Raw genomic sequence first — 15,035 nt, forward strand, 5'->3', positions numbered from 1 at the left:
GGTCTGGTCCCACTGTGAGAACGTTGAAAGTTAGCGTCTGCTTGATGGCGGCCTTGCTGTTGTGTGGATGTAATCCGCTGATGAAGGCCACGTTGGCCAACTTCAAAGCCGTGGCCGCCGGGCCCGACGACCTGGAGTTGACCCCGGCGCAAGTGGCCGAAGTTCAGTATCCGCAACTCAAATTGTCCACCCCTTCTGGTGAAGGGGTGTTGGCGATGGTGCGTGAGCGAGGCGACTTGCAGTACTGGGTCGCGTCCGGCAAGCAGGTGCTGTTGCTGCGCGACGGCCTGGCGGTTCGTACTGTCGGACTGGGCTTCGAAGGTGACCTGGACGGGACCCGTATCGAAGCGGATTCGCCGTTCAAGCAAGGCCTTCACCGATTGCCCGATGGCTACACCAGCCAGCGCTGGATCGATCTTTATCGCGGTTACGAAGTGGGTGTGGTCGTGCGCAGTCGCTTCAACCGAAAACCCATGGAGACCATCAGGATCCTGGACAAGGAATACGCCGTGCTGCGTGTCGATGAGCAGATAGAGGCTCCGGCCATTGGCCTGCGCGCGACCAATCATTATTGGGTCGACCCGGCTAACGGTTTCATCCTCCAGAGTGAGCAGCAACTGACGGGGCAACTCAGGGTGAAGATCGTGCAGTTGACCTCTGAACGCAGGGCTGTCCGTTGAAGTTTCCCAAGGTGTTATGGACGTGCCTGTTGTTGATCGCCGGCGGCGCGAATGCGGCCGTCACCGTCAGCGGCGATGTGCGCAATCCGGGGCCGGTCGAACTGCAACCCGGGGGCCGCGTGCTGGACGTGATGCGTGTCGCGCAACCCAATCCTGAAAGCTACTGGCTGGCGGCCGCCTGGCTGCGACACTCATTGATCGAGGAGCAGACTCGGCTCAAAGCTGGGGTCCTGTTCGATTTGAAGGTGCTGCAACGCACCGCGTTGCTGTTCGATCGCCCGAGCCGGGCGGCATTGGCGTTGCGGTTGTACGAGCACGTCAGCCGATTGCCGGTCACCGGGCGTCAGGTGGCGGTGCTGGATCCGGTCGCGGTCGAGGTCGGGTTCGCGCGAAACTTCCGTCTCGATGATGGCGACAGCCTGATCTACCCGATGCGCTCCGATGTGGTTGAAGTGCTGGGCGCTGTCGCCGAACCGTGCCGGCTCGCTTATCGCCCGCTGCAGGATGCCCGCGATTACTTGCAAGGGTGTTCGCGATTGGCCGACGCCGATGCTGATTACCTCTGGATCGTTCAGCCCGATGGTGTCATCCGCCGGATCGGGATCGCGCCGTGGAATCGCGAAAGCGGGCAGGTGCCTGCGGTCGGCAGCAAAATCCTGGTCCCTGTCAAAACCGATGATCTTAATCCGCCTATACCTGAACTGAATCAGCAGTTGGCCGAATTTCTTGCCACGCAACTGGCTGAGGTGGTTCCTTGAATTTACGTTTTGCTGCAGTGCTGTTGTTGCCATGTGGTTTGGCTCACGCAGAGCCGCGATTGACTCAAAATGATTTCGGCGGCGTGGGCTTGATGCAGACGCCGACGGCCCGAATGGCCCCGGCCGGTGAACTGAGCGTGAATGCCAGTCGAACCGATCCCTATACCCGTTACAGCGTTTCATTGCAGCCGTTCGAATGGCTGGAAGGTTCGTTTCGCTACACCGCGATCACCAACCGCCGGTATGGCCCCGAGTCGTTGAGTGGCGACCAGAGTTATAAAGACAAAGCCGTGGACCTCAAGGTGCGCCTGTGGCAAGAAAGCCACTGGGCGCCTGAGTTGGCCCTGGGCTTTCGCGACATCGGCGGTACCGGCCTGTTCTCCAGCGAATTCCTGGTCGCCAACAAACGCTATGACGACTTTGATTTCAGCGCCGGTATCGCCTGGGGATACATCGGCAATCGAGGCGATTTCGACAACCCGCTGGGTTGGGCGGCGGATCGCTTCAACACCCGGCCAGACGGCGAGGGCACCGGTGACGTCAACACCAATGCCTATTTCCGTGGGCGACCTTCATTGTTTGGCGGCGTCACCTACCAGACACCGTGGGACCCGCTCAGCCTGAAGCTCGAGTACGAAGGCAACGACTACAAAAACGAGCCGAAAGACAATGCCATCAAGCAAGATTCGCCCATCAATATCGGCGCAGTGTTCAAGCTGACCGATTCGGTGGATCTCAGTGCGGGTTGGGAGCGCGGCAATACCGCGATGTTCGGCATCACACTGCATACCAACTTCGTCAGCCGCAAGACGCCGGCCAAGACTTACGATCCGCCGGCGGAGCGTTTGCCGACACAGGCACCCGCCACCCCTCCGGATCAGGTCAATTGGGCCAACGTGTCCCAACGCTTGCAGAAAAATGCCGGCTACAAAGTCGAGCGCATCACCCAGCGCGGCCCCGAGTTGTTTGTGTACGGCGAGCAGACGAATTATTTCCATTCAGCCAAAGCTGTCGGCCGCGCCAGCCGGATCCTGGACAACAGCGTCAATGACGATATCGACTGGTTCACCTTGGTGAACAAGCGCTACGACATGCCGCTGGAAGAAACCAGCGTGCCTCGCCAGACCTTTCGCGAAGTGGTCAATAACGAGGAGCCGCTGCAAACGTTGCACCGCACGACCGAGGTCAATGGGGCGATGCCGCACAACGAGACCACGCTCTTTACTGCGGCGCGCGATCCGTTCAACTACGGCATCGGGCTGGGCTACAAACAGAACGTCGGTGGCCCTGACGGTTTGCTCTATCAGTTGAGTGCCGATGCGGACGCCGAGTATCGCTTCACGCGCAATACCTGGTGGAGCGGCCTGCTCAGTGCCAACCTGGTGAACAACTACGACAACTTTACCTACGACGCACCGAGTGGCTTGCCTCGAGTACGGACGGACCTGCGCAAGTACCTCACGACCTCTGACGTCACCATGCCCACGTTTCAACTCACCCATGCCGAGCAGTTGGATAAAGACCTGTACGGCATGGTCTACGGCGGCTATCTGGAGTCGATGTTTGCCGGGGTTGGCGGTGAGGTACTGTTTCGTCCGGCAGGCCAGCGCTGGTCGGTGGGTGCAGACCTGAACTACGTGCGTCAGCGCGAGTTCAACCAGGGCTTTGGCCTGCGTGATTACTCAACCGTGACCGGCCACATCACCGGCTATACCGATTTGCCTTTCGATACCCAGGCGGCCGTCAGTGTCGGCCGTTACCTGGCGCGGGATTGGGGCGCCACCGTCGACCTGTCGCGGGAGTTCCGTAATGGTGTGCGATTCGGTGCCTGGGCCACGCTCACCACCGCGACAAAAGAGGAATACGGCGAAGGCAGCTTCGACAAGGGCATCTACATCTCCATTCCTTTCGACGAACTGATGAGCATGTCGACCATGCGTCGCGCCAATATCGTCTGGTCTCCGCTGACCCGGGACGGCGGTGCGCGGCTCAATCGCAGCTACTGGCTGCATTCCATGACCGATAGCCGTGACAGCGATTTGTTCTACCGCAACTTCGACAAAATCACTGAGTGAAGGCGGGCGAACTACAGGGCGACAGGCGTTGTAGTTCGCGACGCGGTCAACCGGAAGGGTGATGCCCGGAAGGTTTTACAGTGAGGACACTTCTGCGCAGGATTCCCTGCGTTATCCCACCTATTCACAACGGTAAGCAGGGGGCTGGCATAGATCCCCTGTTAATGGTCTTGAGTCCGTATCCAAGCCTGATAGACGCCCACGAAAAAGGGGACTTTCGTCCCCTTGTCGTTTTGCGGTTTCTGATTTCTAAGCCATCAATAAATGTCTTTTGACAGCAAGGTGAAAGGTGTCTTTACCAAGATCTTCAGGTCCAGCCACAACGACCAGTTATTGATGTACTTGAGATCGATCTCCACACGCTTCTGCATTTTGTCGATGGTGTCGGTCTCGCCGCGGCAGCCGTTGATTTGAGCCAGTCCGGTAATCCCCGGTTTGATTCGGTGACGCGCCATGTAGGCGAGAATTTTCCCGGAGTAGTAATCATTGTGCGCAACGGCGTGCGGACGTGGCCCGACCAAAGCCATATGGCCTTGCAGCACATTGATCAGTTGCGGCAGTTCATCGAGCGAAGTGCGACGGATAAAGCGTCCAACCGGAGTGATCCGCGAATCGTTACGGCTGGCTTGCTTGACCTCTAGATCATCGTGCACGCGCATCGAGCGAAACTTCCAGACCTGGATCACCTTGCCATTCCAGCCGTGACGGTCTTGCTTGAAAAACACCGGACCCGGGGAGTTGAGTTTAACGGCCAGGGCAATCAGCAACAGCAGCGGGCTCAGAAGCACAATGGCCAACAGCGCCACGCTCTTTTCCAGCAGGCTCTTACTCAGTGCCGCGGTCGGCTGGCTGGTCAACGGGCTTTCATTCAAGTAGATCGCCGGCAGGCCGTCCACGACTCTTACCGAGTGGTTGAGCAGCGTCAGGCTGTTCAAGTCCGGTACCCAGACCACGTCTACGTTGGCACCCAGCAAATCGATATACATCGCTTCGATTTTTGCCGCTTCACTCAGGGGCAGCGTGATGTACAAACGTCGGATGTCATGGGCCTTGATCAACTCCAGCAGCTGCTCCTGCGGGCCTACGATCGGCGGTGAGCCCATCGCCAGCGGGAGCGTGGTGTCGGTGCTGACCAACCCCACCAGTGGGAAGTGTTCAAGGCTACGCAGCTTCCTGGCGAGTCCCAATGCCAACTCACCGGTACCGACGATCAGGGTTTTATGCTCGCTTTGAAGTGAGCGTTGATAGTATTGCGAGAAGCCGTGCAGCGGAACGTAAAACAGTGTCTGCCCGATGTAACCGCAGGCGGCCCATACCAGAATCAGTTGACGGGAAAACAGTTCATCAGCCTTGCAGATGAACGCCACACAGGCCAATGCCGCCAGGGTCATTGTCCAGCCCATCAACAAACGTCCCAATCCCTCCAGGTAGTTATCTTTCTTCGCATAGACACCACACCAGGTATAGGCGGGAACCGAAGCAAGTACCGTCAGAATTGCGCACACTCGATAATAGAACTCTACCGTTCCGGTCTGGTAATAAACCAATAGAAACAACAGGGCTACAACAAAGCCCTGACCCAGTGCCCATTGTCCCCAGAAGGTCAATCCTTTGAGGTGGGTATTTCGATTGATACGAAGATTGTTAACCATGCGATATCCCCAAAATACGTCCATTCGCGCGTCGACAGACAACAGCCAAGTTGATGTAACAAACATTATTATTTTTATAAGAGGGCAAAACATTGACGGTCGAAACGCCACTGTGCGGCGCGCTCGTCAGTGAATAGATTAATTTATTGGGCTGAAAGCTGTCTGACGACTTTTAACGGGTGAGTTATTCGTTTGACGGTTATGTTGGGGGGGGCGAGGTGTTAGAAATAGTCGAGAATTTAAGTTGTTTGAGGGGAGGTTCAAGCGGGATTTATTTGAGAGGAGAGAGGTGCTGAAAAGATGAAGTGGTGGGGTGCTTTTGTTGTTTTTGTATGCACTACCATGGTGGTCATTTCATTGGCTCAGGTGAGGCTTTTCCCCCGAATGATTTTTTGAATCAGGCAATAGCCGCGATTTCTAACCGCTCGGAAAAGACGTTCACCATTACTGGCATTTTTAAACTTTTCCTGTAGCCGGCTCAGGCACATTTCCAAGCCTCGATAGTGTTCGGGTTCTCTGCCAATGCTCCGAATAAGGTCATCTTTACTGACTACCCGGTCATCATGGTGCAGCATCTTTTTGACCAGTGTGGCCTCCAGGCCAGTCAAGACAATTTCGACGTCGTCTTTAATCAAAGCGCCATTGACATTGCTGAGTCGCCAGGCTTCGGTATAAGGGTAGTGGGGGCTGGTCGACACATTGGACGGGGAGTCCCGGGTGTCATCTCGGTCTTCATCTGCCAGTGAAGATCTGTTATTAAACCGTGTTTCTGACTGCGCCGCTCGCCACTCGGATTCGAAGGTCGAGAGTATGCGCTGTGTATCATGTTTGATAACAGGAGGGACAAACCTGTCAAGGTGAGGGGAAATAAACTCCATTAGCTTAGGGGCGGAAGAAGGTAGGGCAACACCTTCGACAAACATCTTTGCCTGCGACGTACCGAATGAATTATATCGCTCGCTCGATAGTAATGCCTCAAGCTCAAGTTGTAATGCCGGGCTATGAGTAACGACGACAAAATATTTTCTGGGGAGGGGTGTACTGCTTTCCATGTCTCTCTCCTGAAGGGGTGCACTCGGATTTTAGTTTAATAGGATGTCGGCAGGGGAGTAATGGCTCCCTTGAAAGTAATCAAAAGGTAATGCGCGTGCCAGTATATGGCTAGCCGCATGCTCGACTCTGTCAGCTATAAACGCGACTTTGGTGGTGTGAGTCAGCATGGTCATGCGTTCGTGCAGACGATTGAATAAATCGGGGTTGCCCGTCAGTTTAAGGCTCAAGTCTAGGGCTGAAAGAGGAATCTTTATATAGTCGAAAAGATTCAGGGTTGTAAATATTTCGATACTTTCGTTTTCGATGTTATAGCCATCGAACGCGATTTCTACACCGTGATCTTTCAACAGATATACGTTGTTGAGGATTTTCTTTTTATCAATAAAGCTGACCGCCGAAAGGGGTAACTCATTGAACGCGATAACCAGTGTCTGGCCAAAGTTGCGAAGGGCGTCGCTGGACTGTATCAACTCTTCCGTGAGTGCGGAATCGGCCAGATCTGACTGCCCAGCGCAAACGAATCTACGGCTTAAGTATTTGTTTTTGCTAGAAATATTATGGTCCTTTAGCGAAAAGGCAATCAGCCGAGTCTGCATGAGAACTTCACTGTAAATGCCGTTTATCTCTTGCGGTACAGCATAGGATGCATGAGTCTGACTGGCGTCAAACTGAATTCTGATCTCACTGCCAAATGGGCAGTCGTCGCGAGTGAGGATCAATTGTCGAGACAGATAATGACTCGCACGATAGATGTGTGACGCGCTCATCGTAGCGTTCATATTGCAATAACTCCCTGCATATTAATCATCAGGCGGTCGAGATCAGACCCCTGACAAGACGATATCCATGCCCACGAATACTTTGAATGGCGTTGGTGCCATACATACCTTTTATCTTTCCGCGAAGGCGGCTGATAGATTTTTCCAAGGCTCTTGGGTCATAAAACGTTATATTCAGACCCATGATTCTGGCGATTTCATCATGGCTCAATATTTGATTTTTCGTTTCGGAAAAAGCTTCAAGGATTTTCATTTCCGGAAACGATACATCCAGCTTCTTGTAGTCTCCAATCAAGCACATGCGCGTCGGATCCAAGAGCAAATTGTGCTGCTTGTGCCATTCTGCGCTATTAAAGAACTCGGAAAGTGCGTCCGTGTTTTCTTCAGGAGTCATGCTGAATTTAATACAATGGTCGGCCCCTGCAAGATAGTATTTCATCTTGTTATAAGTGCCTTTGCCGGTGATGGCCACAAAGATAATAAGGGCCTGGTTGTCGGCACGCATATTTTCCACGAGGGCGAGGCTTTCATCGAATGCCTGAGGGCTATCAATGACTATGAATGCTGCACGGTATGAATAGAGTTCCTTGTTTTTTTTAAACGAGTTGTTGTAGCACATCGTATCAACGGGTATATCATGCGCTACGTAACTTGCAACTGATGTCTTGAAACCCTCAGCTAAACTATGGGTCCGCCCAATGGTGAGAATACCCGTCACCTCCTTTGCGTGGCTGTGGCTGGTATTCGTTAATTTCCCTGTAAGCATCATGCTTTGACTCGGCTGGGTGCTGACATTTGGATGTTAAAGCACCAATTCTCATTTGTGACTGACAATTGGTAACATTTCACGGATTTTTCAAGCAGGCGTCACAAATTTTTTAACATTGCTGTCAATCTGACGAGATCCTTTGTGCTGCGTGCGCTTGGTCCGCGCAGTGGCAAAGGAGTATCATTGTGCCATCTTTTCGCTCAATGTCCCGCTTTTCCAGTTCAATAAGCATGGCGCCGGTGGCTAGAGCATCCGTAGTTGAATTGGTTAAATGGGTATTATGATTTGACGTAACTAGTCTGATTTATGTGTCGTTTTGGGCCTGTCGTTAGTTTTGAACTAGGTGATATGGGTTGTTATATAACACCCCGGTTGATGTTGTGGTCATGGACGATTGTTAACGTTGAGTTTTAATAGAAGGCTAAATGCGCTTTACTGACGCGTTGGCGCTAAATTTGAAGTTCGTCAGCGGATTTGCTTTTGTCGATGAGGGGGATTAATGGATTTTTGGACTACCGTAACGGTATTGATTTTAGGCGTGGTGGAAGGGCTGACGGAGTTTTTGCCTATATCCAGTACTGGCCACCAGATCATTGTGGCGGACCTGCTCGACTTCGGCGGTGAGCGAGCGATGGCCTTCAACATCATCATTCAACTGGGCGCCATCCTTGCTGTGGTATGGGAGTTTCGCCGCAAGATCCTCGAGATCTTCACAGGCCTGCCAATCCAACGCAATGCACAACGTTTTACCTTGAACTTATTGATCGGTTTTATGCCGGCCGTCGTCTTGGGCGTATTGTTCGCCGATAAGATTCATGAGTATCTGTTCAACCCAATCACCGTGGCGACTGCATTGGTTGTGGGCGGCATCATCATGTTGTGGGCTGAGCAGCGGGAACATGTGGTGTATGTCGACCATGTCGACGACATGCGCTGGTCTGACGCGTTAAAGGTTGGTTTCGCTCAATGCCTGGCGATGATACCGGGCACCTCACGCTCTGGGTCGACCATTATCGGTGGGTTGCTGTTTGGACTGTCGCGCAAGGCGGCCACCGAGTTCTCGTTCTTCCTGGCCATGCCGACCATGGTCGGTGCGGCGGTCTACTCAGGCTACAAGTATCGCGATCTGTTCCAGGCCGGCGACCTGCCAGTCTTCGCCTTGGGCTTCGTCACCGCGTTCTTTTTCGCTATGATCGCCGTGCGCGGCTTGCTCAAGTTTATCGCCAGCCATAGCTACGCCGCATTCGCCTGGTACCGGATCGCATTCGGTTTGCTGATCCTGGCGACTTGGGTATTCGGTTGGGTTAACTGGACTGAAGCAGCAGCGCTCTGACACTTGAACCAGGCTGCGGACCCGCCAGCCTGGTATTTATAAAGATAAAACGGATTAACGCCCTTCTAGCAACTCCGCCGCCTGATCCAGCAACGCCAAAGGCTCTTTAGCCTTGTGAATATCCACCGACAACAACTGCCGAAACTTGCGCGCCCCCGGAAACCCGGTGCCGAGTCCCAGCACATGCCGGGTGATATGGTGCATTGAACCACCCGCATCAATATGCGCCGCTATATAAGGCCGCAACTGCGCCAGCGCCTCTGCTCGAGTGATCACCGGCGCCGTGCTGCCAAACAACTGCTGATCCACCTCAGCCATCACATAAGGATTGTGATACGCCTCACGGCCCAACATCACACCGTCAAACGTCAGCAAATGCGCATGACACGCCTCCAGCGTCTTGATCCCGCCGTTGAGAATAATCTCCAATTCCGGAAAATCCGCCTTCAACCGTGCCGCCACGTCATAACGCAGAGGCGGAATGTCACGGTTCTCCTTCGGCGACAACCCCTCCAGAATCGCAATCCGCGCATGCACCGTAAAACTCGTGCACCCGGCATCCCGGACCGTGCCGACGAAATCACACAACTCCTCGTAACTGTCCCGCCCGTTAATCCCGATCCGATGCTTCACCGTCACCGGAATCGACACCGCATCGCGCATCGCCTTCACACAATCCGCCACCAACTGGGGGTGCCCCATCAGGCACGCGCCAATCATATTGTTCTGTACCCGATCACTCGGGCAGCCGACATTCAGATTCACCTCGTCGTAACCGTGGTCCTGGGCCATGCGGGCGCAGGCGGCCAGGTCCAATGGAACACTGCCACCGAGTTGCAGGGCGAGCGGGTGTTCGGCTTCGTTGTGACGCAGGAAGCGGTCGTGATCGCCGTTGAGGAGCGCGCCGGTGGTGACCATTTCGGTGTAGAGGAGGGCGTGCTTGGAGAGTAGCCGTAGGAAAAAGCGGCAGTGGCGGTCAGTCCAATCCATCATCGGGGCGACGGAGAAGCGGCGGGAGAGCGGGGCGGGTGTGGCGGTGATTGAGGGCATGGGGGATCTGGAATCGGTGGGGCTGGGTGGTGGGGGAGTTTATCAGGAATGGGCTTTTGAGGTTGAGGCGAGTCTGACGTGGGGGCGTTGCAGTAGAAGAGAGCGCCCTTTTTTACATCCCAAAACCGCCGTAGCTGAACCAATGCTGTCGCACGGTCGGGTTTCATAATGTCTGACGAATTGGCGTCTTAGGATGAGGACTAAGGCATGATGCAACGGCGGAAGATGTTTCCGCCGGGGCGCGTTGTTATCTGATGCACCATGGGGGGCTGACTTTGCGACTGCTTCGCAGCCGAACGCAGGCTTCGCCAGCTGTTACAGGGGGCGTGGTGTGGCGGCTATTTGGAGGCGGGCGTTGCGATCCATTGGCTCAGGACTTTCTGATAGGTGCCGGTCACTTTGGCCAAGTGCAGCCATTGATCGACATATAACTTCCAGGTCATGTCATCGCGGGGCAACAAGTAGGCCTTTTCACCGTACTGCATAAACTGGCTCGGATTCACTGCACACAACCCGGGTTTAAGTTTCTGCTGATACAGCGCTTCCGACGCATCGGTAATCATCACATCGGCCTTCTTATCCAACAGTTCCTGAAAGATGGTCACGTTGTCGTGAAGTCTCAGTTGCGCCTTGGGCAGAAACGCGTGAACAAACGCTTCGTTGGTGCCGCCGGCCGGTTCAACCAAACGAACAGAAGGCTGGTTGATTTGTTCGACGGTCTGGTACTGCGCCTGATCTTCGCAGCGCACTAATGGGATTTTGCCGTCGACATCCAGTGTTGTGCTGAAGAAGGCTTTTTTCTGGCGGTCCAGGGTGACCGAGATGCCGCCGACGCCGATGTCGCATTTGCCGGCCAGCATGTCGGGCATCAGCGTTTTCCACGTGGTCTGCACCCACTCAACCTTGACGCCCAGGCTGTCGGCCAGTGAGCGGGCCATGGCGATGTCGATCCCCGAGTATTCGCCGTTTTCGGCTTTGGAGGTATAGGGTTTATAGTCGCCCGTCGTACACACGCGCAGTTGGCCTTGCTGGATGATGCTGTCCAGATGCGAAGGGCCGTCCTGTGCCTGAGCGCCGAAGGAGAGCGCGAGCAGGCCACCGAGCATCATTGTGCATTTTATGGTTTTCATTTTTGGCGGGCTTTTATAAGGGTGGGTTGGGGAAAATGGAGTGTAGTGAAACAGTTTCTCGGCGGCTATCCACGACGAAAAAGGGCGCTCATTGTGGGAGCGCCCTTTTTTGTGTTTGCAAAATGCGGTCTGGCCTCGATGTCATCCTGACCGTTCGGACTCAGTGACAGCAGCAACTTGAACCGCCGCACCCTGACTTTTTCTTGATGTTTTCCGGGCTTTCCCCCGTCAACACGCTTGCCGGATACCCAGCCTCATTCAGTGCCGATAACAGGGCATTGCTGTCGGTGTCCCCGGTCACTTTGACCCGGCCGGACGTCAGATCGACAGTCACTTCACCAACCCCGGCAAGCGGCAGCAACGCAGCGTTGACGTGTTTGACGCAGCTGCCGCAGCTCATGCCTTCAACTTGCAGTTCAGTACTGTTCATTACGTAAACCTCTTTACGGTGAGTGGCAGGTGGTGTGATGACGTGAATCGATGGTTGACCTTGCCACGATGGCAAGGTCAAGCGCTTCTTTCAGGCGATTACTGCGCCATCGGCATCTTCATCATGTTCGACTGCTGATCCATCATTTTCATCATCATGCCCATCATCTGTTCTGAATGGTCCTTACCGCCGGACATGCCTTTGCCCATGCCCATACCTTGGCAATGGTTGTGCATCATGCCCATGCTGGCCTTCATCGTGGCCATGCCTTCTTGCATGGCGGCCTGGCGCTCGGCCGGGGTTTTGGCGGCGATCATTTTTTCGTGGGCCGCCTGCATTTTTTCCATCTGTTCGCTCATGGCCTTGTCTTGCGTGGCGGCGGCCGGTGTGGCTGGCACTGTGTCGGGGTGATGTTCCTCGACGGCCATAGCAACCAATGGGCTGCTGATGAGCAGTGCGGCGACGAGTGCTTTGAAGTGCGTATGCATGGCAATCTCCAGTGAGTCAGGGACGTACAGGAACTATTGAGCCGCGCTAAAGAGGCGAAGCCAAAGGGGGGCGGCCGGAACTCCGGACGCTCGAAGAGTGGTTTTAATCGTTGAAGCGAACGAATCGCAGACGCGCTGGCGGCCGGGGTGGCGCCGGACGGTGTAGAGTGAGAAACGCGAACCGAGTCTGGGAGCGGGCACTCAGAATCAGTGCAGGCAGCAGAAACAGGACGGCCCAAAGGGTGTGTTCGAGGGTGGGCAGGGTCAGAGTGGGGCTCAGCGCTGTGGAGCTGTGTTCGCAGTACTGCAGGCAGCCGCTGGCATGCAGCTCATGACTGTCGACAGGGTCGGCGCTGTGGGTAATTTCATGGGTGGCGGTCAGGTCATGAGGCGGCAGACTCAGGCATCCCTGGCTCGCCGCTACTGCAAAGGCCAGCAGCCACAGTGCGAGCACTTGGCGGATCAGCAGCGGTAGGTGAGTGCGGAGCCAGAGCATTGTGTGTACCTGATCTGAAGGCTTTTCTTGAGCTTAGCCCCGAGCAAGAGGCCATCATTGATCCATATCAACTGGTGCCCCTTTACGTGACTCCGCGCTGACTTCCATCTCTGGACTCAACGTCCCCAACCAGGCAACCAAACCCACAATCAACACCGCCGCCATCAACTCCACTACCACACTGCGCTGCAATGCATTCGCCGCCACCCGAAATTGCCCCTTGCGCAACGCCAGTTGCAGAGCCGGTCCAAGGTGAAACCGGTTCAACGCGGCGAGCACCAGCATCCCCGTAAACAAGGCGACTTTGATAAACAGCAAAATCCCGTAAGTGCTTAGAAATACTTCATCAAGCTTAAGCCCAACGATGAAGAGATAGTTCACAACACCTGTGACGGTGATGACGACCACAATCAACGCGCCCACCGATTCAAACCGTTTCACTGCGCGGGCCAGCAGCCGGATGCGCTCTTCGGTCTGCAGAACATTTTTCGCCATCAACGCTAGCGCCACCAGCGCTCCCAGCCACACGCCAGCAGCCAGCAAGTGCAGGATGTCGGTAGTGAAATGCCAGACACGGCGGATGCCTTCATCCATCGCCCCATGTCCGTTCCAGGCGAGAGAGGCGAGAGCGATACCGCCAGCAATCGCCGCAACCAGCAAGCTAAAGCCGGGGGCACGATGGTTTAGCGTCACCGCCAATCCTCCAACAACCAGTGCGACAAGACGCACGACCCAGGCCAGGCCCATGTCCGTTTCCAACACCATCATCTCGATGTGTGGACGCAACTCGGCAAAGTCCGTTTCACCGCTCATGCCGCTCGCCATCACCACCATGCTCGCGATAGACAACAGCAACCCAAGCGCCGCCGTCCCCGCCAGCATCAACCGAAATGGCAACACAGCGCCCGACACGCGTTCCCGCCCTCTAAGGCTGTAAAACCCAAACAGCGGCAATCCCACCAGCAGCATCAAATCCACATACAAGCCAAACCGCAGCGCAATGCCGATCGAGTCGCTCATTAATCACTTCACTTTGAACGTAACGTTGCCGGTGATCGGGTGTGTGTCCGAAGAGACCGCGCGCCATTCGACTTTGTAGGTGCCGATGGGCAGTGGCGAAAGCGGGGTGATGACCATGGTTTTCGGGTCGCTGCCGCCGGAGACTTTGGCCTTCATCGGCATGGGGGCGTGGGCCATGCCGGGCATTTCGGTCATAACCAGTTTCGCGCCAGAAAACTGGGTCATGAGATTTTCGGAAAAGTGCAGTTCGATTTTGGCGGGTGCTGCGCCGTCTGCACCTTCAGCGGGGGAGGAGGACAGTAGTTTCGGATGGGCTTGAGCGAGTGCGCTCATCAGCAGCCCCAGGGCAACAAGGGTGGTTTTGATCATGCGCATGCGAGGCCTCTTACCGTTTTAAACGGTTGGTTTTTGGTTTTTGTTGAAGCGTTCAGAACCACAGCCGAACGCCGAGGACCAGGCGCGCTTCGCTGCGATCCTCGCCTTCATCGTTGGCGTAGTCGGCGGTTTTGCCGTAAGTGCGGTTCCAGGTTACGCCGATGTAGGGCGCGAATTCCCGGCGGATTTCGTAGCGCAGCCGCAGGCCAGCCTCGGTGTTGGATAACCCGGAACCGATACCCCGTTGCGGGTCGTTTTTGCCGTAGAAGTTGAGTTCGGCTGTCGGCTGCAAAATCAGCCGATTGGTCAGCAGGATGTCGTAGTCGCCTTCCAGTCGTGCGGTGGTTTGGCCACCTTCGCCGATGAAGGCTGTGGCTTCGGTCTCAAGGTTGTACAGCGCCATGCCTTGCACACCGAAGGCGGCCCAGGTTTGTGGTGCGCCGGGTTTGAAATCCTGGCGCACGCCGCTCACCACGTCCCACCACGGGGAGATCGCGTGGCCCCACAGGGCCTGGATTTCGGCGTCTTCGGTTTTGCCGTTGATGCGTTCGCCTTCGGAGCGCAGCCACAGACGGTCGATGTCGCCGCCGACCCAGCCTGATAAATCCCAGGCCAGGGCGCTGCCGTTGTCCGCGTCCTGCCATTCGAGTTTGTCGGCGAGGAAGTAATAGTTGAGTGCGGTGTCATGCACGCCGTGCCCGGTCGGGCTGGCGTACACGGCGGCGCGGTCGGCGTCGGTCAGCGTCGGGATCGGCGTGCGGCTTTCGGTCGGCGCGGCGGGCTGCATCTGGCCGTCATCCATGCTTTGCATTTGGCTGTGGTCCATGCCAGTCATCTGGCTATGGTCCATGCCCTGCATGTCGTCGGTGGCGGCCATTGCCGAAGAAAGTGTCAGGCCCGCGGTCACGAGTGCTAAAGAGAGGGGAGTCAATCTGGTCATGGGATGC

Annotated in this window: 16 protein-coding genes; 4 read left to right on the forward strand and 12 right to left on the reverse strand. The window is 55.6% G+C overall.

From position 1 onward, the window contains the following. Positions 1–14: 14 nt before the first annotated feature. The 3 genes from ACA060_RS09805 to ACA060_RS09815 are packed head-to-tail and all read left to right on the forward strand — an operon-like array spanning position 15 to position 3,513. Positions 15–680: a YjbF family lipoprotein gene (locus ACA060_RS09805; protein WP_497316882.1), complete on the forward strand. Its 666-nt coding sequence runs from the start codon at positions 15–17 to the stop codon at positions 678–680. After that, complete coding sequence (locus tag ACA060_RS09810; protein WP_497316884.1) at positions 677–1,438, forward strand: capsule biosynthesis GfcC family protein; 762 nt, start codon at positions 677–679, stop codon at positions 1,436–1,438. Before ACA060_RS09805 ends, ACA060_RS09810 begins: the two co-directional genes overlap by 4 nt. Continuing rightward, complete coding sequence (locus ACA060_RS09815) at positions 1,435–3,513, forward strand: YjbH domain-containing protein (RefSeq protein ID WP_109629058.1); 2,079 nt, start codon at positions 1,435–1,437, stop codon at positions 3,511–3,513. Before ACA060_RS09810 ends, ACA060_RS09815 begins: the two co-directional genes overlap by 4 nt. A 257-nt stretch (positions 3,514–3,770) precedes the next feature. Here the strand turns inward: ACA060_RS09815 and ACA060_RS09820 are convergent, their stop codons facing one another. The 4 genes from ACA060_RS09820 to ACA060_RS09835 form a co-directional block, all read right to left on the reverse strand. Continuing rightward, complete coding sequence (locus ACA060_RS09820) at positions 3,771–5,165, reverse strand: undecaprenyl-phosphate glucose phosphotransferase (RefSeq protein ID WP_497316886.1); 1,395 nt, start codon at positions 5,163–5,165, stop codon at positions 3,771–3,773. 362 nt (positions 5,166–5,527) lie between these two features. Beyond that, entirely contained in the window at positions 5,528–6,217 is a 690-nt protein-coding gene (locus tag ACA060_RS09825) for a helix-turn-helix domain-containing protein (RefSeq protein WP_109629062.1), read from the reverse strand. 30 nt (positions 6,218–6,247) lie between these two features. Beyond that, positions 6,248–6,997 carry an EAL domain-containing protein gene (locus tag ACA060_RS09830; protein WP_109629064.1) on the reverse strand — a complete coding sequence of 250 codons (750 nt, stop codon included), beginning with the start codon at positions 6,995–6,997 and terminating at the stop codon, positions 6,248–6,250. A 28-nt stretch (positions 6,998–7,025) separates the two neighbouring features. Beyond that, positions 7,026–7,766 carry a winged helix-turn-helix domain-containing protein gene (locus ACA060_RS09835; RefSeq protein WP_497316888.1) on the reverse strand — a complete coding sequence of 247 codons (741 nt, stop codon included), beginning with the start codon at positions 7,764–7,766 and terminating at the stop codon, positions 7,026–7,028. Between the two features lie 499 nt (positions 7,767–8,265). Between ACA060_RS09835 and ACA060_RS09840 the strand changes: the two genes are divergently transcribed. Further along, entirely contained in the window at positions 8,266–9,099 is an 834-nt protein-coding gene (locus ACA060_RS09840; protein WP_109629068.1) for an undecaprenyl-diphosphate phosphatase, read from the forward strand. A 54-nt stretch (positions 9,100–9,153) separates the two neighbouring features. Here ACA060_RS09840 and dusA read toward each other — a convergent pair whose 3' ends face one another. From dusA to ACA060_RS09880, 8 genes are all read right to left on the reverse strand, one after another. Next, positions 9,154–10,149 (reverse strand): tRNA dihydrouridine(20/20a) synthase DusA, encoded by a 996-nt coding sequence (dusA, locus tag ACA060_RS09845; protein WP_497316890.1) that lies wholly within the window; start codon positions 10,147–10,149, stop codon positions 9,154–9,156. A gap of 338 nt (positions 10,150–10,487) precedes the next feature. Further along, on the reverse strand, positions 10,488–11,279 hold the full coding sequence (locus ACA060_RS09850) for a transporter substrate-binding domain-containing protein (RefSeq protein ID WP_497316892.1): 792 nt from the start codon (positions 11,277–11,279) through the stop codon (positions 10,488–10,490). Positions 11,280–11,439: 160 nt separating this feature from the next. Beyond that, positions 11,440–11,709 carry a heavy-metal-associated domain-containing protein gene (locus ACA060_RS09855; protein ID WP_497316894.1) on the reverse strand — a complete coding sequence of 90 codons (270 nt, stop codon included), beginning with the start codon at positions 11,707–11,709 and terminating at the stop codon, positions 11,440–11,442. Positions 11,710–11,807: 98 nt separating this feature from the next. Continuing rightward, positions 11,808–12,197 (reverse strand): hypothetical protein, encoded by a 390-nt coding sequence (locus ACA060_RS09860; protein WP_497316896.1) that lies wholly within the window; start codon positions 12,195–12,197, stop codon positions 11,808–11,810. A gap of 103 nt (positions 12,198–12,300) precedes the next feature. Beyond that, positions 12,301–12,693 carry a hypothetical protein gene (locus ACA060_RS09865; RefSeq protein WP_497316898.1) on the reverse strand — a complete coding sequence of 131 codons (393 nt, stop codon included), beginning with the start codon at positions 12,691–12,693 and terminating at the stop codon, positions 12,301–12,303. A 54-nt stretch (positions 12,694–12,747) separates the two neighbouring features. Next, complete coding sequence (gene copD / locus ACA060_RS09870; RefSeq protein ID WP_497316900.1) at positions 12,748–13,713, reverse strand: copper homeostasis membrane protein CopD; 966 nt, start codon at positions 13,711–13,713, stop codon at positions 12,748–12,750. A 3-nt stretch (positions 13,714–13,716) separates the two neighbouring features. Then, complete coding sequence (gene copC / locus ACA060_RS09875; protein ID WP_497316901.1) at positions 13,717–14,088, reverse strand: copper homeostasis periplasmic binding protein CopC; 372 nt, start codon at positions 14,086–14,088, stop codon at positions 13,717–13,719. Between the two features lie 52 nt (positions 14,089–14,140). Next, positions 14,141–15,028 carry a copper resistance protein B gene (locus tag ACA060_RS09880; protein ID WP_497316903.1) on the reverse strand — a complete coding sequence of 296 codons (888 nt, stop codon included), beginning with the start codon at positions 15,026–15,028 and terminating at the stop codon, positions 14,141–14,143. Positions 15,029–15,035 lie beyond the last annotated feature (7 nt).

The organism is Pseudomonas sp. LBUM1671, assembly GCF_059695685.1.